This window comes from Streptomyces sp. NPDC001270 (genome assembly GCF_042896695.1).
In the GTDB taxonomy this organism is placed as follows: domain Bacteria; phylum Actinomycetota; class Actinomycetes; order Streptomycetales; family Streptomycetaceae; genus Streptomyces.
This window is the reverse complement of the sequence record NZ_JBIAXM010000001.1, coordinates 418,290-437,005: the sequence shown is the minus strand read 5'-3', so window position 1 is coordinate 437,005 and position 18,716 is coordinate 418,290. Positions and strand designations below refer to the sequence as shown.

Genomic DNA, 18,716 nt, shown 5'->3' with positions numbered 1-18,716 from the left:
ATGCCCCGTAGTTCGGCGGCGGTCACGCTGGGAAGCATCATGGGCATGAGGTTCACGGGGATCGACCGGATCGCTCGACGGCCCGCCGCCGCACTCGCCTCGGCCGCCGCGCTCACCGTGCTCACCGTGCTGTGCGGGTGCACCGTGCAGCCCACGACGGCCGACGGGAAGAACCGCTCGCCGGTGCGCATCCAGCTGCCGAGCGCCCGCCCGCCGGCCACGCCCGCGTCCGGCGGCGGCCCGGCGAAGGCCACGCCCGCGCCCGCGGCACCGTCCGCTCCCGCGCCGTCGCGCACCACCACGTCGCCGTCCGCCCCCGCGCCACCGCCGCCTCCGGCGCCGCCGTCTCCCGCGCCGCGCGTCCTGTGGTCCCGCGGGGACACCGGCCCGGACGTGCGCGAACTCCAGGCCCGGCTGCGCCAGGTCGCCTGGCTGTCCGACGGGCCGACGGGGACGTACGGCGAACTGACGGAGGAGGCCGTCAAGGGCTTCCAGGGCAAGCGCGGGCTGCCGCCGACCGGGCGGACGGACACCGTCACCTGGCAGCGGCTGGTCGGCATGACGCACGAGCCGGGCAAGTGGGAGCTGTACCTGATGGGCGGTCAGCCGGCCGCCGCGCCCGATCCGCGCTGCCTGACCGGCCGGGTGCTGTGCATCGACAAGACCAGCCGGACGCTGCGCTGGATGATCGACGGGCGCACGGTGTCGACGATGGCGGTGCGGTTCGGCGCGCAGTACACGCCGACCCGGGAGGGCGTGTTCCAGGTCTACTGGAAGTCACGGCACCACGTGTCGACGCTCTATGACTCCCCCATGCCGTACGCCATGTTCTTCAGCGGCGGCCAGGCGGTGCACTACTCGGCCGACTTCGCGGCCCGGGGCTACGCGGGCGGCTCGCACGGCTGTGTCAACGTGCGGGACGAGACGGCCGTGGCGGCGTTGTTCGCGCAGGTACGGACGGGCGACAAGGTCGTCGTCTCCTGGTGAGGCACCGACCGGCACGGAGTGCGGGCCTGGCGCGCGGGCGGGACCGGGGGAACGTGTCCCGCCCGCGCCAGGTGCACGAGCCGTAGGTACGGGGGGAACCCCGGCTCGGTGCGACAGCCGATGACCAGTCGGCTCGTTCTGTACTGCGTCACAGCGGCCGAAACTGTCACACCCGTCCCGGAAAAAGTTTCCCCGCGCCGCGAAGACGCAGGTCGGAGGGGTGGAGGCGGGAGACTCGGCCGAAGCTGCCGAACCGGCCGAACCAGCCGCAGCACCGGGCGGGTGACGGCGGAGGCACCGGGCGGGTGACGGCGGAGGCACCGGGCGGGTGACGGCGGAGGCACCGGGCGGGTGACGGCGGAGGCACCGGGCGGGTGACGGCGGAGGAGACTCAGAGCGCGGTGTAGGTCGGGCTCGGCGAGGGGCCCGGCGACTGTGCGGGGCGGTCCGTGGGCGCCGGGGCGGGGGAGGACGGGAGGGTCCTCTGACCATCGCCGCCGCCGTTGCCCTTGCTGTTTCCCTTGCCGTCGTCGTTGCCGTCGCCGCGGCCGTGGTCGTGGCCACGGCCCTTGCCCGGGTGGCCGCCGTCGTCTCCCCCGCTCCGGCCGTCTCCCCCGCCCCGGTCGCCCCAGCCGCCACGGCCGTCCTGGTCTCCCCGGTCGTCCTGGTCGTCCTTGGTGCCGTTCTTGTCCTTGCCGCCGTGCTCGTCCTTGCCGTCGGCGCTCTCCGTGCGGACCTCGCCCGCGGAGCCGTCGTTCTTCAGGAGGCTCTTGCAGTAGGCCGGCACCCGCGCGGGGCCGCCCGCTGCCGTCTCCAGTCGGCGCTCGCGGCCGGAACCCAGCTCCTTGCCGCCCTGGAGGTCACGGCAGGCCGCGGGCGCACCGCCCCAGGGTCCGGCGGCACTCCCGGCCCGGCCGGTGGAGTCGTCGGCGCCCGGCTTGACGGCGTTGGGGCCGGGCGTCCCGACCCCGGAGCCGGTGGCGGGGCTGTGGCTCGGCGGGGCGCTCGGCGTCGGCGGCCCCGACGGGCCGCCCCGGGTGGCGGGCACGGAGGGCGAGAGAAGCGGGCCCTCGGGCGTGCCGGCGACCGAGACCGACGCGGCGGGCCCGGGGTCACCCTCGCCGAAGGGCACCGGGAGGACTCCGGTTCCGGCGGCCACCGCGACCCCGCCGACCGTGCCCACGACCAGTGCGGCGGCGAGCGCCAGCCGTACGGGACGGGCCCGGCGGCGACGGGCGGGCGCGCGGCCGGCGCCGGAACCGATACGGACCAGCCCCGCGTCGGACGGCCGGCGCACCGCACCGGAGCGTCGCTCCTGCGAACCCTCCCGGTGCCCCACGGCGGCCGGCTCGGACGCCTCTCCCCTGGCCTTGCGGAAAGCCGCCAACGCGCCTTCCTCACCGGGGAGTTCGGCTCCGGCGGGGACACCCTCGGCGGAGAGCGCGGCCAGTGTCCTGGCGAGTCGTTCGGCCTGGCCGCGGGCAGCCGCGTCAACGGTTTCGAGCGGCTCACCGCGCAGCAGACGTTCCGCCGTTTCCCGGTTCAGCCACGGGTACTGCTCGTCGGCCATCACATGTCCTTCTGCGTCCGCGAACGCGTTTGCGTCACAGTGGCGGACGTCACCGTACGACCGCGTGGTTCTCGCTGGGCCGGCAGGGAGTCGAGCCGCCCGGCGGATTCCGGATCCGCGCCGAGCAGCTCCGCGAGCCGTTTCAGACCGCGGTGCGCGGCGGTGCGGACGGCGCCCGCGCGCTTGCCGAGTGTTTCGGCGGCGGTCTTGGCGTCGAGTCCGACGACCACGCGCAGGACGACCGCCTCGGCCTGGTCCTGCGGGAGCTGGGCGATGAGGGAGAGGGCGCGGCCGGTGGCCAGGGCCTCGATGGCCTCGCCGGCCGTGTCGGACTCGGCGGCCCGGGTGGTGAGTTCGGTCTCGTCGCCGCCTGTCACGGGGCGGCGGCCGCGCATGCGTATGTGGTCGAGCGCGCGGTTGCGCGCGATGCGGGCGGCCCAGCCGCGGAACCGGTCCGCGTCCCCGCTGAAGCGTTCCAGGTCGCGGGCGATCTGCAACCACGCCTCGGACGCGACGTCCTCGGCGTCCGCGTCGCCGACCAGCGTCCGTACGTATCCCAGCAGCCGTGGCTGCACCGCGCGGTACACGGTCCGGAACGCGGTCTCGTCCCCGTCCTGTGCCGCGCGCACCGCGGCGGTCAACTCCGCGTCGTCCCCCAGCACCCGTGGTGCCCTTCCTCGCGCGAACCGGCTCCGCTCACGCGGACCGGATCTCGCCGTCGTGGTTCCTGAATCGGTGGTTGCGGTGTTCGAGGCCGCAGCTGGATGCGGTGGTCATGCGCCCGCCGCGCCTCGGCGCGAAAGGCACGTTACGACCTGAAACCGCTCCCGTCCACGTCTGTACGAGGTGCAACCACCTCGTGACGCGGATCGGTGTGACAGAAAACGCCCCGGCGACGCTGAAGGAAGTACGGGCCGCCGCGCGGCCCGTGCCGCGCGACGGCCGGGGCCTCTCCTGTGGGGGGTGGCGGCCCCGGCCGTCGCCTCGGCCCTTCAACTCCGCCCTGGGGTTCTGCGCGAGGTCCGTGACCAGTGCGACCAGTGCGACCAGCGCGTGACCGGCGGGCCGGGTTGCCGTGCGGTCCGAATCCCCGGGGTCGATGACTCTTGAGCCACCGCCACCTGTCCCCTACCGGCTGCCTCCAGCCACCCGCCACGTGCCTGGTTCGAAGCCTGCCCGCTCCTGGTGTCACCCACTGTAGAGGGTGGGCAGATCGACCAGGAGGAGGTCGTCACGGCGGCCGGCCAGGTCGACCAGATCAGGGTAAAAGCCGTGCAGGGAGTACAGCGCCAGAGTGGTGGCAGCGGTGTCGTACCCCTGATCCGCGAGCAGGGCACGGATGCGTTCCAGGCGTTCCAGGTCGCCGGTTCCCCGGCGGGCGGCGGTCGCCTTGGCCTCGCCCAGCAGCGCGATCCTCGCGCGGGGAGCCTGCGGGCGCTCACCGGCGGCCAGGGCGATGACATCGACCTCGTGCTTGGTCCGGGCGGCCTGGTCGGCGACCTCGGTGGTACCGACCGGGCCGGGCAGTCCGCCGGGCAGCAGGGCGTGGGCGTACCGGCTGGTGAACTCGCGGGCCAGGTCCTCGAAGTGCGGTCCAAGGATCTTGGAGTTGAAGGCCGGAGTGGCCTGCTGCCACACCTGCTCGGCGAAACCCTGCTCCACGGCTGCGGCCTGTGGGAGGGTGATGAGCTGGTTGAAGCGGATGACGGGGTCGGCGAGGGTGATGACGGGGTGCCTGGAGCGGAGGATGTCCTGTTCCCGGCGGATGTAGCCGGTGGATTCCAGCACTCCGAGAGGATGCGCGACGGCGTTCCGCGGACGCTCCAGGGCCGCCCCGATCTTGCTGGGGGTGGTGGCGCCCCGCGCGATCGCGGTGAGGATGTCGTAGTACAGCGTGTGCTGGGTGATCCTCGGGTCCTCGCGCAACAGGTACTCGGTCTCGGTACGGGAGTACACGGCCCGACCGGGATCCAGCAGGGTGCGGGTGAGCCAGGTGTCGAAGCCGTCGTCCGGGTGCGGCCGGCCCGCCACCGGCCGGTAGCCGGGGGCCCCGCCCAGGACCGCGTGCACCTTCAGCGCGGTCAGCGGGTCGGCGATCTGCCAGAAGTCCCGGCTGTCACGGTAGTCGAAGGCGCCCAGCCGTAGATCGACCACGGCGCGTCCGCGCAGCGGCTTCGTCCCCGAGAGCAATTCGTGCATGACGCTCATCGCGGAGCCGCACAGGATCAGCCGTGGCCCCGGCCCGGCACCGGGCCGGGCACCCCGCTGGCGCTCGTCGTAGAGCTGTTGCAGCAGTCCGGGGATTTCAGGCGAGTGCTGGAGCAGATACGGCAGCTCGTCGATCACCAGGAACGGGAGTGCCGAACGGGCGGTCACGTCAAGGGCATTGGACAGGACATCGCGCCAGCCGGTCAGACGCAGACTCCCTGGCCGCAAGCCGGCGTGGGTGGCGACGGCGTCACTGAACCGCTGGATCGCAGGCAGCCGCCCCTCCTCCCGGACCGCCGTGACGTACAAGCCGCCGACCTGCTCGGACAGGGCCTGCAGAAGGTACGACTTCCCATACCGCCGCCGCCCGGACACGATGCCGAGCCGCATCGCCGGATCCGGATCAGTGAGGAACTCCGCAAGCAGATCCCACTCCCGCTCCCGGTCGACGACATCGTCGGGCTTGGCCGGCGGACTTGCCATCGATCGTCCTCCCAGCAACTTGGCCACCACGGATTACGTCCAAGTCTACTTCGACATGTTCCGTCGTACTGGAATTCACCTCTGAACCGGCGATGAGCGCCGATCCGGACGGAAAGCGAGAACCTGCACACTGCACCGAGAGAACAAAATGACTGGTCAGATGCCTTTCATGCTTCCGGCAGGCCAGGAGTGGCGGCCCCGGCCGTTGCCTCGGCGGGGGACACCGTCCCGCGCGAGGTCACTTCTTCTCCTTGGGCCGCTTCTCCTCGGGGGCCGGGGTTCCCTCGGTCTGCATCTGCTCGGGAGCCTGCGTCACCTCGGTCTGTTTCTCCTCGGGCTGTTTCTCGTCGGCCTGCGGTTCCTGGGCCTGCGGGGCAGCGGTCCGCGGTGCGGCGGTCTGCGGTTCCTCGGTCCGCGCGGCCGCCGCTGTCGCCGTGGCCGTCGCCAACTGCCGGGCACAGTAGGCCGGTACCTTCTCCGCGCCGCCCGCGGCCGTGACGAGCCGCTGCCACGCCGTCGAATCCAGCGCCTTTCCACGGCCCTTGACCTGCTCGTACGCCCGGCAGTGGGCCAGCAGGTCCGCGGCCGTGGCCGGGCGGTCCCGGTGCCCGTGGTCCGGGGCAGCGGACGGAGCGGGGGCCGGGCCCGTGGCGGCCGGGCCCGTGGACGGCTTCGCGGGCGGCCGGTCGCCGCTGTGCGTCGTGCCGCCGCCGTCCGCCGGCCGCGCGGACGGCGCGGCGGGCCTGCGGTCCTCGTGCGCGGGCGACCCGGCCGAGGCGATGGCGGCGACGGCCAGGCCGCCCAGCGCGATGCTCGCGAGCACCGCGGAGAGCGAGGCCCTGGCAGAGAGGCGGACGCGGCGCGGCCGGGAGAGCCGCCAGTCGTCGCGGCGCCGGGTCCGCGCCCGGTGCGCCTGCGTGCCGCGCGCGGCACGGAACGCGGCGACGGCCCGCCGCTCGGCCTCCGGGTCGACACCGGCACCGTCGGACCGGACCACCGTGCCGATCCGCTCCGCCAGCACCGCCTCCGGGCCCGCCTGCCCCCACACGGGCGCGACGCCGGCCCGGTGCGCACGCCGACGACCGGACCGCCCGCCGTCACTGTGCCGTTCGCCCATGTCCGTTCCCTGTCCCACCCGAGCCGAGCGCCGTCCGCCACGGCCCGCCGGGGCCCCGAGGCCGGGGACCCGCCGCCGCGCACGCCCGGCGGGACGCCCGGCCCCGTCGGCCTCCCCGGCCCCGTACGAGCCGCGCCCGCCGCCGTTCATGTCGCATCCCCCAGCGTGCCGGTGCCCTCATCCGTCACACCGCCGTCCGCCGCCGGCCGGCCCAGATCACGGCCGAGGCGTTTCAGCCCGCGGTACGCGGCCGTGCGCACTGCGCCGGGCCGCTTGCCGAGGACGCGTGCGGCGCCGGGGCCGTCCAGACCGACGACGACCCGCAGCAGCACGGCCTCGGCCTGGTCCCGCGGCAGCCCCCGGATCAGGGCGAGGGCGTGTTCGGTGGAGATGGCCTCCAGCGCCTGGTCGTACGTGCTGTGCGGGCCGGGCAGGTCCAGTACGTCCTGTTCCAGCCCGGTGGCCCGGGGCCGTACCCGCTGCCTGCGCAGATGGTCGAGGGCCCGGTGCCGGGCGATGGTCGCGGTCCAGCCGCGGAACCCGGCGCCGTCGCCCTTGAACCGGCCCAGGTCCCGGGCGATCTCCAGCCAGGCGTCGGAGGCCACGTCCTCGGCGTCCTCGCCGACGAGTCCGCGGAGATAGCCGAGCAGCCCCGGCTGCACGATCCGGTAGGCCACGGCGAAGGCGGTCTCGTCGCCGTCCTGGGCCCGCGCGACGGCCGCGCCCAGTTCGCCGTCGTACGCCTGCGGGCGGCGGCGTTCCCCTCCCTGGCCCAAGAACCGTCCTCGTCCGTCCGGAGCCGTGCCCGTGCTCGTGCCGCCGCTCCTCCTCACAGCGCACGGCATCGTGCGACACGGCGACTCGCGTCCCCCATGGTGATCAGCGCCGCACCTGACAGATGTGTCACAGCGCTCGGCGGACTCCGCCGCCCGCGGGCCGGCGGCCGTCAGCGCCCGGACGCCGACGCCGTCGCGTCCCGGCACAGCAGACGCAGCGAGCCCTGCCCGTCGAAGCAGCGCCGCGCCTCGTCCACGGGGTCCCACAGCCGGCCGTCGGGCGTGCGGACCCAGTGATCGCCGCCGGTCGCCCACCACTCGGCGCCGGTCTGCCGGACGATCACCTCGCCGGCGTAGGCGCCGAAGCCGCGCAGCACGTCCCGCACGGCGGCGTACGGTGGCCCCTCGCGCCGTATCTCGTCGATCATCCGGTCGACCCGCCACAGGCTCTGCGCCGAGTAGTCGAGCCGGACCCGCGCGCCCTCGCGCATCGTCGCCACCACGTCCGCCGCCCATCGCACGGGCTTGCTCGCGGCCTGCGGCCTGGTCTGCTGCTGTGCTGTCACCTGCTGCGCTGTCACACAGTCAAGAGCGACACGGGCGCCGCTTTCGTCACCCGGATCCGCACCGGCGCGCGCAACCGGCGCAGGACCGCCCCACCTCCCTCGCACCACGGCCACAGGGCCGGCCCGGCTCAGCCCAGCCGGTTCGCCAGTTTCTGGAAGTCCGCCCAGGAGACGGACGGTTGGCCCGGGTCCCACAGTTTCTGCACCGTGGCCCGCAGCGGCATCCGGATCCCGGCGGCCACCTGGTCCTGCGTCTGGGCGTTCGGGTCGTCGCACCACACGGCGAAGGATCCGCCGAGGATCTGCGGGTCGTAGTGGGCGGGCACGGCGGCGGTGCCGCGCAGCACCCGCGGGGTCCACTGCTCGTAGATGCGCTGCCCGGTGGGGTAGACGAAGGTCTGCGGCTGGCCGAGGACGTAGTACAGGAACTCGTCGTTGTAGTTGATGACCTTGCGTCCCTCGCCCAGGTAGTCCGTCGGCTGCCGGGCGCCTATCTCCTTGCCCGTCCAGTAGGCGACCTCCAGGTCCTTGGCAGGCTGCACGGAGGTGCCGCGGTAGAAGCCGTCGTTCCAGGCCCGCATCGTGCGCTGGTGGGCGCGGACCGTGTCGGCGCGGCCGTTGAGCCAGCCAGTCGCCAGGTCCTGGATGGTGCCGCCCGAGCCGTACGCCGTGCGGGCGGCGGCGGCCAGCTGCGGATAGGAGGCGGCGGGGTCGGACACCGCGACCGCCTGGTACTCGTCGCCGCCGAGGTTCCAGTAGGGACCGGGGAAGACGCCGGCGAACTCGTTGAGGAGGTCGTCCACGAGGCCGGCCGCGGCGGGCTTGGAGATGTCGATGGCACCGCGCGTGACGGTGCCCTGTGCGTTGCGCAGCTTCAGGTCGGGGTGGGCGGCGAGGACCGCGCCGAGGTGTCCGGGCGAGTCGATCTCGGGGACGATGTTGATGTGCCGGCCGGCCGCGAGGTCGGTGATCTTCTTGACCTGCGCCTGGGTGAGATGGTCCTTGGAGACGATCTCGGGATGGGTTGTCGACTGGATCCGGAAGCCCTGGTCGTCGGAGAAGTGCAGCCCCAGCTCGTTGAACTTCAGGTCTCCCAGCTCACGTATTCGGTCCTCTATCCAGGACTCGGTGAACGGCTTGCGGGCTATGTCCAGCATGAAGCCGCGCCGCTGCTCGGCGGGCTCGTCGCGCACGACGCCCTCCGGGGCGGTGCCGCCGCCGTGCACCTCCTGCTTGAGGGTGCGGGTGCCGTAGAAGACGCCCGCGTCGGTGGGGCCGCTGACGGTGACGCCGCCGCCCCGCACGGTCATGGTGTACGACTCGGGGTTCGCCTTCTTGTCGCCGCTCAGCTCCAGCCGTACGTCCCCGGCCCGGGTGTCCTGCTGCTGCCCCGCGTAGTCCAGGCCCAGCTCGCTCGCGATCAGCTTGCCCTCGTCGGCCAGGGCGGGGTCGGTCACCACGACCCGGTCGCCGCCGGCCGGGCGCCAGCCGGGGCCGCGCTCGGCGGTGTGCGAGCGCACGGCAGGTATCGTGCGGGGGGCCTGGGACAGCGGATAGGAGCGGCTGGGGCTCGGGGTGGCCGAACCCGGCCGTGCCGCCCCGGCGGGCCGCGGCCCGCCGTCCGCGGAGGCCCAGACGCCCAGTCCGACGCCGAGCGCCACCGTGCAGACGAACGCTCCGCCGACCGCCGCGCGCCGCCGCCTGACCTGCTGCGCCGACTCGCGACGCCTGTGCTGGCTCACCTCGCCAACGTAAAGCCGATGTCGACGCGATGCGTCCACGAACGGTTCCCAAACTCTGCCGTCCGGGTGAAATCCGGGCATCCGTCGGACACGGCATGACCACTCTCGATAACGTGGTGACACACCCTTCACAGCATCCGCTGCCGCCCCACATGTGACGCGAGGACCCACGCTGCCTGCGCACCGTCTCCCGTACCCCTCCGGGTCCTCCGGCGGAGTGGCCATACCGGCGCTCCCGGAGCAGACCCGCGTCCCGCCGTACCCCGGCCGGCTGGCCGGATTCAACGCCGACGCCGCCGACGAGGCCCACGAAGCCCTTCTGACCTGCCTGCACAGCCCGCGCTGGGCCCAGCGGGTCGCCGCCCACCGCCCCTACCCCGACCTCGACGCGCTGCTGGCCGCGGCGGACGAAGCGGCGTACGACCTGACGCCGGCGGACCTGGCCCAGGCGCTGGCCGCCGAGACCCCGCAACCCCTCCCGGAGGGCACCTACTCCGCCGCCCACACCGCCCTCAGCGCCGCGCACGCCGCCTACGAGGCCCGCTTCGGCCATGTCTTCCTCATCCACCTGGGCGGCATCCCGCCGGACGAGGCCCTGGACCGCACCCTCGAAGGCATCAGGTCCCGGCTGACGAACGACCCGGACGAGGAACGGGTGATCACGGCAGAACACCTGCGGCGCCTCGCAAGGCAACGTCTGGTGGAGCGGCTGAGGGGCGGGGGGAACCGCAGCACACCCGGGGCCCCACCCCGGTAGCCGCCACGCCCCCGATGATCCGTCCGTGCACCTTTGAGCACCATTTTGATCACACCGGGAGGCCCCCCGCCGAGCGCCGCGGGCACCCCGCTACCATGCTGGGGGCCGGTGGACCGTACCCGGCCGGGCCCGACCGACACCGAACAAGCCGGCGCGGCCCTTGTCCCCGCTCCCGGAGGGTTCTTCCGTGCCGGCTGGAACGCTGTACCGCGGCCGGGAAGGAATGTGGTCCTGGGTGGCTCACCGAGTCACCGGCGTCCTCATCTTCTTCTTCCTGTTCGTTCACGTGCTGGACACCGCTCTCGTGCGTGTTTCCCCCGAGGACTACGACAAAGTCGTAGCCACGTACAAGACGCCGATCGTCGCGCTGCTGGAGTACGGCCTCGTCGCCGCCATCCTCTTCCACGCGCTCAACGGCCTGCGCGTCATCGCCGTCGACTTCTGGTCGAAGGGCCCGCGCTACCAGAAGCAGATGCTCTGGACGGTCGTAGGTGTCTGGGTCGTCCTGATGGCCGGTTCGATCTACCCGGTGCTCGGCCACGCCGCTCGTGTCCTGTTCGGGAGCTGACGCCGATGTCCACCACTGAAACCACCGCTTCCGGGATCGGCCCCGTCGAGGGCGAGTCCCTGTACAGCGTCGACCACCCCGCGCCGCTCATCGAGGCCCCGCGCCTGCGCACCAAGAAGACCCCGAAGTCCACCCGGGGCAACTTCGAACTGGTCGCCTGGCTGTTCATGCGGCTGTCCGGCATCGTGCTGGTCGTCCTGGTCCTCGGCCACCTGCTCATCCAGCTGTTCCTGGACGGCGGCGTCTCCAAGATCGGCTTCGCCTTCGTGGCCGGCCGCTGGGCGAACCCGTTCTGGCAGGTCTGGGACCTCGCCATGCTCTGGCTCGCGATGCTGCACGGCGCCAACGGCCTGCGCACGATCATCAACGACTACGCGGAGCGCACGAACACCCGGCTGTGGCTGAAGGGCCTGCTCTACACCGCCACGGTGTTCACCATCCTGCTGGGCACGCTGGTGATCTTCACCTTCGACCCGAACATCCGCTAGGCACGGGGCTGCGAGAATCATGAAGATCCACAAGTACGACACCGTCATCGTCGGCGCCGGCGGCGCGGGCATGCGCGCGGCCATCGAGTCGACGAAGCGCAGCCGCACCGCGGTCCTGACCAAGCTCTACCCCACCCGCTCCCACACGGGCGCCGCGCAGGGCGGCATGGCCGCCGCGCTGGCCAACGTGGAGGAGGACAACTGGGAGTGGCACACCTTCGACACGATCAAGGGCGGTGACTACCTGGTCGACCAGGACGCCGCCGAGATCCTGGCGAAGGAGGCCATCGACTCGGTCCTCGACCTGGAGAAGATGGGCCTGCCGTTCAACCGCACCCCGGACGGCACCATCGACCAGCGCCGCTTCGGCGGTCACAGCCGCAACCACGGCGAGGCCCCGGTCCGCCGCTCCTGCTACGCGGCCGACCGCACCGGCCACATGATCCTCCAGACGCTGTACCAGAACTGCGTCAAGGAGGGCGTGGAGTTCTTCAACGAGTTCTACGTCCTGGACCAGCTGATCACCGAGGTCGACGGCGTCAAGCGCTCGGCCGGCGTGGTCGCCTACGAACTGGCGACCGGCGAGATCCACGTCTTCCAGGCGAAGGCCGTGATCTACGCGTCCGGCGGCTGCGGCAAGTTCTTCAAGGTGACCTCCAACGCGCACACGCTGACCGGCGACGGCCAGGCCGCGGTCTACCGGCGCGGGCTGCCGCTGGAGGACATGGAGTTCTTCCAGTTCCACCCGACCGGCATCTGGCGCATGGGCATCCTGCTCACCGAGGGCGCCCGCGGTGAGGGCGGCATCCTGCGCAACAAGGACGGCGAGCGCTTCATGGAGAAGTACGCGCCGGTCATGAAGGACCTCGCCTCCCGCGACGTCGTCTCCCGCTCCATCTACACGGAGATCCGCGAGGGCCGCGGCTGCGGTCCCGAGGGCGACCACGTCTACCTGGACCTGACGCACCTGCCGCCGGAGCAGCTGGACGCCAAGCTGCCCGACATCACCGAGTTCGCCCGTACCTACCTCGGCATCGAGCCGTACACGGACCCGATCCCGATCCAGCCCACCGCGCACTACGCGATGGGCGGCATCCCGACGAACGTCGAGGGCGAGGTCCTGTCGGACAACACCACCGTCGTGCCGGGTCTGTACGCGGCCGGGGAGGTCGCCTGCGTGTCGGTGCACGGCGCCAACCGCCTGGGCACCAACTCCCTGCTGGACATCAACGTGTTCGGCCGCCGGGCCGGCATCGCCGCCGCGGAGTACAGCCAGAAGGCCGACTTCGTCGAACTCCCCGAGGACCCGGCGTCGTTCGTCGTCGAGCAGATCGAGCAGCTGCGCGACGCGACGGGCACCGAACGGGTGGCGACGCTCCGCCGCGAGCTTCAGGAGTGCATGGACGCCAACGTCATGGTGTTCCGCACCGAGCAGACGATCAAGACGGCGGTCGAGAAGATCGCGGAGCTGCGCGAGCGCTACAAGAACGTGTCGATCCAGGACAAGGGCAAGCGGTTCAACACGGACCTGCTGGAGGCCGTCGAGCTGGGCAACCTGCTGGAGCTGGCCGAGGTCATGGCGGTGTCCGCGCTGGCCCGCAAGGAGTCCCGCGGCGGTCACTACCGCGAGGACTACCCGAACCGCGACGACGTCAACTTCATGCGCCACACCATGGCGTACCGCGAGGTGGGCGACGACGGCACCGAGTCCGTCCGTCTCGACTACAAGCCGGTCGTCCAGACCCGCTACCAGCCGATGGAGCGTAAGTACTGATGGCAACCCCTGTTCTGGACAAGGTGGAGGCGGAGGCCGCGGCGTCCCCCTACATCACGGTCACCTTCCGGATCCGCCGCTTCAACCCGGAGGTCTCGGCGGAGTCCACGTGGGAGGACTTCCAGCTGGAGATCGACCCGAAGGAGCGGGTCCTCGACGGCCTCCACAAGATCAAGTGGGACGTCGACGGCACCCTCACCTTCCGCCGCTCCTGCGCCCACGGCATCTGCGGTTCCGACGCGATGCGGATCAACGGCAAGAACCGCCTCGCCTGCAAGACGCTGATCAAGGACCTCAACCCCGAGAAGCCGATCACGGTCGAGCCCATCAAGGGCCTCACGGTCCTCAAGGACCTGGTCGTGGACATGGATCCGTTCTTCCAGGCGTACCGGGACGTCATGCCGTTCCTCGTCTCGAAGGACACCAACGAGCCGACGCGCGAGCGGCTTCAGTCGGCCGAGGACCGCGCCCGCTTCGACGACACGACCAAGTGCATCCTGTGCGCGGCCTGCACGTCGTCCTGCCCGGTCTTCTGGAACGACGGCCAGTACTTCGGCCCGGCGGCGATCGTCAACGCGCACCGTTTCATCTTCGACTCGCGTGACGACGCCGGCGAGCAGCGCCTGGAGATCCTCAACGACCGCGACGGCGTGTGGCGCTGCCGCACCACCTTCAACTGCACGGACGCCTGCCCGCGCGGCATCGAGGTGACGAAGGCGATCCAGGAGGTGAAGCGGGCGCTCATCACGCGCCGCTTCTGACGCCCCTCCCGCACACCGCCGAAGGCCCCGTTCTCCCTCCGGACGTCCGGAGGGAGAACGGGGCCTTCGCGCTGTCGGACGCCCTGCCCGGCCCCGGGAGCCGGCCGTCCGTCCGGGAGAGCGGTCCGGCCGGCCGCGCCGGAACGGGTCAGGTCAGCGGCCCCGGGCGCCGGTCGATCGCCGTCAGGTCGATCTCGATGTCGAAGGGCACGGTGAGCTTGAGACGGTCGTGGAAGATACCGCTGAGCGCGTACGTCGTGGTGGCGGGGTCGAGTTCGTAGACGTAGACGACGGGGAAGCCCTTGTTCTCGTCCTGCTCGACCCGCCAGAAGTGCGGGACCCCGGCCTGCGCGTACTTGCGGGGCTTGACCTCGCGGTCGCGCTCGCGGGAGTCGGGGGAGACGACTTCGACGGCGAGGACGACGTCCTCCGGTTTGTGCCACGTCTGGTCGGGACCGGTCGCCGCCGTGGTGGGCACCACGAGCAGGTCCGGCTCCGGCCGGTTCTTTTCGTCCAGCCGGACGGTGAACTCCCGGTCGACGTCATAGCGATCCGGCGCCTGCAGCAGCAGGCTGTACTCCAGTAGGCGCATGCAACGCAGATGGAACCGGGTCTGCGGACTCATGAAGACAAGACTCCCGTCGAGCAATTCCGTATGTGGCGGGAGGTCCGGAATCCGGTCGAGGTCGTCCGCGGTCCAGCCCTCGGCGGGCGGAATGGGCCAGTGGCTCGCCGACCCGGCGTCCAGCTCGTGATCGGATGCGGCGCTCATCAGTGCTCCCCTAGGTCGGAGTCTCGCCTGTCCCTTCAGCGTACCCAGGAGGAATACGGACCGCCTCACCTCAACGAGTGATCACGACCAGGTCCCCCGGACCGGTCCCGGAAGGCGCCGGATCCGCCCCGCTAATGTGACGTCATGTCAGACGAAGAGTCGTACGAGCTGCTCGGTTTTGACAATGTGCTGGTACCCGTCGGGGACCTCGGCGAGGCCGTCGGGTTCTACCGGCGGGTCGGGTTCACCGTGGGGTTCCGGTTCGACGAGGGCGGGATCGCGCTGCTGAAGGTCGGCGGCGAGACGCCCGGGATCCTGCTGCGGGCCGAGGAGGAGTTCGGGCACCGGCCGCCGCCGTGGCCCTCGCCGCGGATCTGGCTGGAGGTACCGGACGCGCGGGTGGCGGCGGACCGGCTCGCCGATGCCGGGATCGCGACGCTCGACGAGCCGGCCGCCGTGGCCACCGGGTGGGCCGTGGAGATCGCCGACCCCTGGGGCAACGTCATCGGGTTCACGGACTATTCGAAGCGGCCGGAACTGGGCCGGCGGTCCTGAACCGCCGGCCGGCCGTCAGATCCAGTCCAGCTGCCAGAGCCGGAACACGCCGGTGCCGTCCGAGAGGTACTGGCCGCCGGCGACGTCCTCGCTGCTGACCGTGTACTGCTTGGCCTGCCACAGCGGGATCAGCGGCACGTCGGTCGCCACCTGCGTCTGCAGGTCACGGAAGTCCTTGGCCGCATCGGTACGATCGGCGTACTTCTGGCTGTCCAGGATGAAGTCGTCGACGGCCTTGTTGCTGTAGGCGGTGCCCAGGGTGGAGCTGCTGCCGACGAGCGCGGCGCCGAAGGTGTCCGGGTCGGGGTAGTCGGCGACCCAGCCGACCGCCCAGGCGTCCATCTTCCCGGCCGCCCAGCGCTTTTGGAAGTCGGTCCACTCGTACCCCTCGACGTCCACCTTGAACAGGCCGTCCGCCTCCAGTTGCTTCTTCAGCAGGGCGGACTCCTCGGCTCCCGCGCCGCGGCCCCTGCCGTAGCCGAGGGTGATGTGCACCGGCAGCTTCACCCCGGCCTCGGTGAGCAGTTCCTTCGCCTTCGCGGGGCGCTGGGTCGGGTAGTCGTCGAAGAACGACGTGGTGTGGCCGGTGAGGCCGGTCGGGATCAGCGAGTACAGCGGGTCGACCGTGCCCTGGTACACGGTGGCGGCGAGTTCCTCACGGTTGACCAGCCAGGCCATGGCCTGGCGCACCCGTACGCCGTGCAGCGGCGAGTCGGTGCGGGTGTTGAGGTACAGGTTGCGGGTCTCGGAGCTGTCGGACTCGGTGACGCGCTGGTTCGGGTCGCTCGCGTTGAGGCCGGACAGCACGCCCGGCGGCAGCTGACGGGTGGCGACGTCGACCTGCTTGCCCTGCCACGCCTTGTCGAGGGCCTCCGAGTCGCTGTAGTACCGCATCTCGATGGGCCGGCCCGTGTCCTTCAGGTAGCCCTGGTAGTGCGTGTTCGGCGCGAGGACGGCCCGCTGGTCCTTGGTGTACGAGGTCAGCGTGTAGGGGCCGCTGCCGTCGACCCCGGAGTCGGTGCGCAGGTGGTCCGCCGGGTACTTGTCCCGGTCGACGATCGCACCGGCGCCGGTGGCCACCTTGAACGGGAAGGTGGCGTCCGGCGACGACAGGTGGAAGGTGACGGTGTCCTTGCCGTCCGCGGTGACCGAGCCGAGGGTGGAGAGCAGCGACTCCGGGCCGAGATCGGAGTTGATCTTCTTGATCCGGTCGAAGGAGTACGTCACGTCCTCGGCGGTCATCTCCCGGCCGCTGCGGAAGGTGATCCCCTCGCGCAGCCTGCACCGGTACGTCTTCAGGTCGCTGCCCACGAAGCCGCAACTGCGTGCCGCGTCCGGCACGGGCTTCACGCCGTCCGGCTCGTACGTCAGCAGCGACTGGAAGACGCTGCTGTACAGGGCCCAGGAACCGGCGTCGTAGGCGCCGGCCGGGTCGAGCGAGGTGATGGCGTCCGTCGTGCCGACCTTGATGGTCTTGTTCTTGCCGGCCTGCGACGGCAGCAGTTGCCAGCCGCCCACTCCCACGATCGCCAGCACGATCAGCGTCACGAGAATACGCATGCGAACCGATCGCATGGTGATGCCCTCCCCGGGCCTACCGCGGACCCTGCCCCTGACCTTGCACAAGTGCCACGCCCCGGCGTGGCGCCGCTCACCTAATCACACGTGTTTGGCCGGAGGGAAGAGTATTGGGCCGAGATGTGCGAGAACTTACCCAGCACGTGTTACAGCCGAGTTTCACAGTCCGTTCACAGTGGTCGGTTCATCACGATATGGCGTGATTCAATTCATGCCGATATGCCCCTCTTGGACTGCCGCGACCTGCGCATTCACAGCGCACACCAAGTGCGTCACCGCTCCAGAGGGTTACGTGTGGGGGTGTGGTGGCACCCGGGACGCTCAGATCCGTCCCGAGGCCAGCTGAACGACCGTGATGTCCGACGGTGCCCCGACCCGGGTGGGCGGACCCCAGGCACCCGCGCCCCGGCTGACGTACAGCTGGGTGTCGCCGTAGCGCTCCAGGCCCGCCACCGTCGGGTTGGCGGCCGCCGCGAGCAGGCTGCCCGGCCAGAGCTGGCCGCCGTGCGTGTGCCCGGAGAGCTGGAGGTCGACGCCGTGCCGGACGGCCTCGTGGATCTGCACCGGCTGGTGCGCGAGGAGCACGCACGCCCGTGCCGGGTCGCGGTCGCCGAGGGCCTTGCCGAAGTCCGGGCCCTGGCCCTCGCTCTCGCCCTGGACGTCGTTGACCCCGGCGAGGTCGAAGCCGGGCAGTTCGGTCCGGGCGTTCTCCAGCGGGCGCAGCCCCAGCCGCCGTACCTCCTCGACCCACTGCTCGGCGCCGGAGAAGTACTCGTGGTTGCCGGTGACGAAGTACGCCCCGTGCCGCGCCGACAGCTGGGCGAGCGGCGCCGCCGCCGGGCCCAGGTCGTGCACGCTGCCGTCCACCAGGTCGCCGACGACCGCGATCAGATCGGGCTGGGTCGCGTTGACCGTGTCCACCACCCGCTGCGCGAAACCCCGGCCGAGAACGGGGCCCAGGTGGATGTCGCTGACGACGGCGATACGGAACCCGTGTGCCGAGCGCGGGAGTTTGGCCAGCGGGACGGTGACCCGCTTCACCCGCGGTCCGCGCAGCACGCCGTAGGTGCCGTACCCGGCCGTGGCCACGGCGGCCGTGGCCGCGGCCCCGCCGACCACCCGGGAGACGAAGAGACGGCGGGAGGGCTCCGGCAGGGCGGACGGGGCCGGACCGGGAACGCGCTCGGACCGGGCGGACGGGGCGGATTCCGGACCGATGTCGGGGGCGGTGTCCAGGTCGGTGTGCAGGTCGGTGTCCCGCGGCGGGCCGGCGGCCGGGGCCGACCGCGGCGCCGGCTCCCGGGGCGCGGCCTGCGCCGGTACGGGTGGCGCGCCCGCCGGCACCGCCACCGGGACCGGGGCGGGACGGCCCGCGGCGGACCGCGGCGGCAGCCGGCGCAGCAACGGCCGTGCCACCTCCCCCGCCACCACCGCCAGCAGGAGGTAGAGCGCCAGCGCCATCCAGAGGAAACCGGGCCAGGCCAGGGCCCGTTGGAGCCAGAACGGAGCCCCGGAGCGCTCGGCGACCAGGGCCGCGACCATCAGGACCGGGCCCGCCACGAACACCGCCGTGCCAGTCCGGCGGGCGAGGCCCGGCCCGGCCGTCGTGTCACGGACCAGGCGCCGCCAGACGTACCAGTGCAGCCCGGCGACGACGGCCAGCACGGCCAGTGCGCCGAGCACCAAGACGATGACCACTCTGCTGTGTCCCCCGCGTTCTTCCCGCTATGACGTCCGACGCAGTGCGCGCAGTCCGCGCAACCCGATGCCCCCGATGACTGTCCCCAAGAGGAAGGAGACGATCGCCAGCAGCAGATGCACCCAGAAGTAGGCCGTCGGGTGCCCGTTGTCGAAGGCGAGCCCGCTGCTGTCCTTGACCAGGTTCTTGACGAAAGTGACCCAGATGACCCAGCTCCACACCCCGAAGACGAGCAGGAACCAGGACACCGGGCGGCTGAGCTTCATACCTTCAGTATCGCCGTCGGCTGTCCGGATCCGTGTCCGGGGTGGGGCG

Annotated in this window: 18 protein-coding genes; 7 read left to right on the top strand and 11 right to left on the bottom strand. The window is 71.8% G+C overall.

Annotation, left to right across the window (positions count from 1 at the left end; genetic code table 11):
• Window positions 1–45: 45 nt before the first annotated feature.
• Entirely contained in the window at window positions 46–987 is a 942-nt protein-coding gene (locus ACFY2B_RS02045) for a L,D-transpeptidase family protein (protein ID WP_390761184.1), read from the top strand.
• Between the two features lie 391 nt (window positions 988–1,378).
• On the opposite strand, the gene ACFY2B_RS02040 is transcribed toward ACFY2B_RS02045, so the two are convergent.
• From ACFY2B_RS02040 to ACFY2B_RS02010, 7 genes are all read right to left on the bottom strand, one after another.
• Window positions 1,379–2,557, bottom strand: coding sequence for a hypothetical protein (locus ACFY2B_RS02040; RefSeq protein WP_390761183.1), 1,179 nt, complete (start codon window positions 2,555–2,557; stop codon window positions 1,379–1,381).
• Window positions 2,557–3,219 (bottom strand): RNA polymerase sigma factor, encoded by a 663-nt coding sequence (locus ACFY2B_RS02035; RefSeq protein WP_390761182.1) that lies wholly within the window; start codon window positions 3,217–3,219, stop codon window positions 2,557–2,559. Before ACFY2B_RS02035 ends, ACFY2B_RS02040 begins: the two co-directional genes overlap by 1 nt.
• A gap of 526 nt (window positions 3,220–3,745) precedes the next feature.
• Window positions 3,746–5,248, bottom strand: coding sequence for an ATP-binding protein (locus ACFY2B_RS02030; protein ID WP_390761181.1), 1,503 nt, complete (start codon window positions 5,246–5,248; stop codon window positions 3,746–3,748).
• Between the two features lie 238 nt (window positions 5,249–5,486).
• Window positions 5,487–6,365, bottom strand: a complete 879-nt coding sequence (locus tag ACFY2B_RS02025; protein ID WP_390761180.1) for a hypothetical protein — start codon at window positions 6,363–6,365, stop codon at window positions 5,487–5,489.
• 146 nt (window positions 6,366–6,511) lie between these two features.
• On the bottom strand, window positions 6,512–7,141 hold the full coding sequence (locus ACFY2B_RS02020) for an RNA polymerase sigma factor (RefSeq protein ID WP_376524200.1): 630 nt from the start codon (window positions 7,139–7,141) through the stop codon (window positions 6,512–6,514).
• Between the two features lie 170 nt (window positions 7,142–7,311).
• A complete protein-coding gene (locus tag ACFY2B_RS02015; protein ID WP_390761179.1) occupies window positions 7,312–7,707 on the bottom strand; it encodes a hypothetical protein in 396 nt (131 codons plus the stop codon).
• A gap of 128 nt (window positions 7,708–7,835) precedes the next feature.
• The gene (locus ACFY2B_RS02010; protein ID WP_390761178.1) at window positions 7,836–9,449 is read right to left on the bottom strand and encodes a glycoside hydrolase family 20 protein; all 1,614 of its coding nucleotides are present in this window, start codon (window positions 9,447–9,449) and stop codon (window positions 7,836–7,838) included.
• Between the two features lie 154 nt (window positions 9,450–9,603).
• Here ACFY2B_RS02010 and ACFY2B_RS02005 point away from each other — a divergent pair, with 154 nt between their 5' ends.
• The 5 genes from ACFY2B_RS02005 (at window position 9,604) to ACFY2B_RS01985 (ending at window position 13,797) form a co-directional block, all read left to right on the top strand.
• Window positions 9,604–10,206 (top strand): 2-oxo-4-hydroxy-4-carboxy-5-ureidoimidazoline decarboxylase, encoded by a 603-nt coding sequence (locus ACFY2B_RS02005; protein ID WP_390761177.1) that lies wholly within the window; start codon window positions 9,604–9,606, stop codon window positions 10,204–10,206.
• Between the two features lie 187 nt (window positions 10,207–10,393).
• The gene (gene sdhC / locus ACFY2B_RS02000; protein ID WP_351745517.1) at window positions 10,394–10,774 is read left to right on the top strand and encodes a succinate dehydrogenase, cytochrome b556 subunit; all 381 of its coding nucleotides are present in this window, start codon (window positions 10,394–10,396) and stop codon (window positions 10,772–10,774) included.
• Window positions 10,775–10,779: 5 nt separating this feature from the next.
• The gene (locus tag ACFY2B_RS01995) at window positions 10,780–11,262 is read left to right on the top strand and encodes a succinate dehydrogenase hydrophobic membrane anchor subunit (RefSeq protein ID WP_376524196.1); all 483 of its coding nucleotides are present in this window, start codon (window positions 10,780–10,782) and stop codon (window positions 11,260–11,262) included.
• 19 nt (window positions 11,263–11,281) lie between these two features.
• Window positions 11,282–13,036 carry a succinate dehydrogenase flavoprotein subunit gene (gene sdhA / locus ACFY2B_RS01990; RefSeq protein WP_376524195.1) on the top strand — a complete coding sequence of 585 codons (1,755 nt, stop codon included), beginning with the start codon at window positions 11,282–11,284 and terminating at the stop codon, window positions 13,034–13,036.
• The gene (locus ACFY2B_RS01985) at window positions 13,036–13,797 is read left to right on the top strand and encodes a succinate dehydrogenase iron-sulfur subunit (protein WP_376524194.1); all 762 of its coding nucleotides are present in this window, start codon (window positions 13,036–13,038) and stop codon (window positions 13,795–13,797) included. Before sdhA ends, ACFY2B_RS01985 begins: the two co-directional genes overlap by 1 nt.
• A gap of 148 nt (window positions 13,798–13,945) precedes the next feature.
• Here ACFY2B_RS01985 and ACFY2B_RS01980 read toward each other — a convergent pair whose 3' ends face one another.
• The gene (locus ACFY2B_RS01980; RefSeq protein WP_390761176.1) at window positions 13,946–14,569 is read right to left on the bottom strand and encodes a Uma2 family endonuclease; all 624 of its coding nucleotides are present in this window, start codon (window positions 14,567–14,569) and stop codon (window positions 13,946–13,948) included.
• Window positions 14,570–14,713: 144 nt separating this feature from the next.
• On the opposite strand from ACFY2B_RS01980, the gene ACFY2B_RS01975 reads away from it, so the two are divergent.
• Complete coding sequence (locus ACFY2B_RS01975; RefSeq protein ID WP_390761175.1) at window positions 14,714–15,124, top strand: VOC family protein; 411 nt, start codon at window positions 14,714–14,716, stop codon at window positions 15,122–15,124.
• 15 nt (window positions 15,125–15,139) lie between these two features.
• Here the strand turns inward: ACFY2B_RS01975 and ACFY2B_RS01970 are convergent, their stop codons facing one another.
• The 3 genes from ACFY2B_RS01970 to ACFY2B_RS01960 form a co-directional block, all read right to left on the bottom strand.
• The gene (locus ACFY2B_RS01970) at window positions 15,140–16,699 is read right to left on the bottom strand and encodes an ABC transporter substrate-binding protein (RefSeq protein ID WP_390761174.1); all 1,560 of its coding nucleotides are present in this window, start codon (window positions 16,697–16,699) and stop codon (window positions 15,140–15,142) included.
• Window positions 16,700–17,023: 324 nt separating this feature from the next.
• The gene (locus ACFY2B_RS01965; RefSeq protein ID WP_390761173.1) at window positions 17,024–18,400 is read right to left on the bottom strand and encodes a metallophosphoesterase; all 1,377 of its coding nucleotides are present in this window, start codon (window positions 18,398–18,400) and stop codon (window positions 17,024–17,026) included.
• A 27-nt stretch (window positions 18,401–18,427) separates the two neighbouring features.
• On the bottom strand, window positions 18,428–18,667 hold the full coding sequence (locus tag ACFY2B_RS01960; RefSeq protein ID WP_390761172.1) for an SCO4848 family membrane protein: 240 nt from the start codon (window positions 18,665–18,667) through the stop codon (window positions 18,428–18,430).
• Window positions 18,668–18,716: the final 49 nt, after the last annotated feature.

What these genes read in the sequence shown, in the direction of transcription:
- ACFY2B_RS01985 (WP_376524194.1), top strand. Translation starts at nt 13,036, where the DNA reads ATGGCAACCCCTGTTCTGGACAAGGTGGAGGCGGAGGCCGCGGCGTCC.
- ACFY2B_RS02025 (WP_390761180.1), bottom strand. Translation starts at nt 6,365, where the DNA reads ATGGGCGAACGGCACAGTGACGGCGGGCGGTCCGGTCGTCGGCGTGCG.
- ACFY2B_RS01995 (WP_376524196.1), top strand. Translation starts at nt 10,780, where the DNA reads ATGTCCACCACTGAAACCACCGCTTCCGGGATCGGCCCCGTCGAGGGC.
- ACFY2B_RS02040 (WP_390761183.1), bottom strand. Translation starts at nt 2,557, where the DNA reads ATGGCCGACGAGCAGTACCCGTGGCTGAACCGGGAAACGGCGGAACGT.
- ACFY2B_RS01970 (WP_390761174.1), bottom strand. Translation starts at nt 16,699, where the DNA reads ATGCGATCGGTTCGCATGCGTATTCTCGTGACGCTGATCGTGCTGGCG.
- ACFY2B_RS01960 (WP_390761172.1), bottom strand. Translation starts at nt 18,667, where the DNA reads ATGAAGCTCAGCCGCCCGGTGTCCTGGTTCCTGCTCGTCTTCGGGGTG.
- ACFY2B_RS01975 (WP_390761175.1), top strand. Translation starts at nt 14,714, where the DNA reads ATGTCAGACGAAGAGTCGTACGAGCTGCTCGGTTTTGACAATGTGCTG.
- ACFY2B_RS02030 (WP_390761181.1), bottom strand. Translation starts at nt 5,248, where the DNA reads ATGGCAAGTCCGCCGGCCAAGCCCGACGATGTCGTCGACCGGGAGCGG.
- ACFY2B_RS02045 (WP_390761184.1), top strand. Translation starts at nt 46, where the DNA reads ATGAGGTTCACGGGGATCGACCGGATCGCTCGACGGCCCGCCGCCGCA.
- ACFY2B_RS01980 (WP_390761176.1), bottom strand. Translation starts at nt 14,569, where the DNA reads ATGAGCGCCGCATCCGATCACGAGCTGGACGCCGGGTCGGCGAGCCAC.
- sdhA (WP_376524195.1), top strand. Translation starts at nt 11,282, where the DNA reads ATGAAGATCCACAAGTACGACACCGTCATCGTCGGCGCCGGCGGCGCG.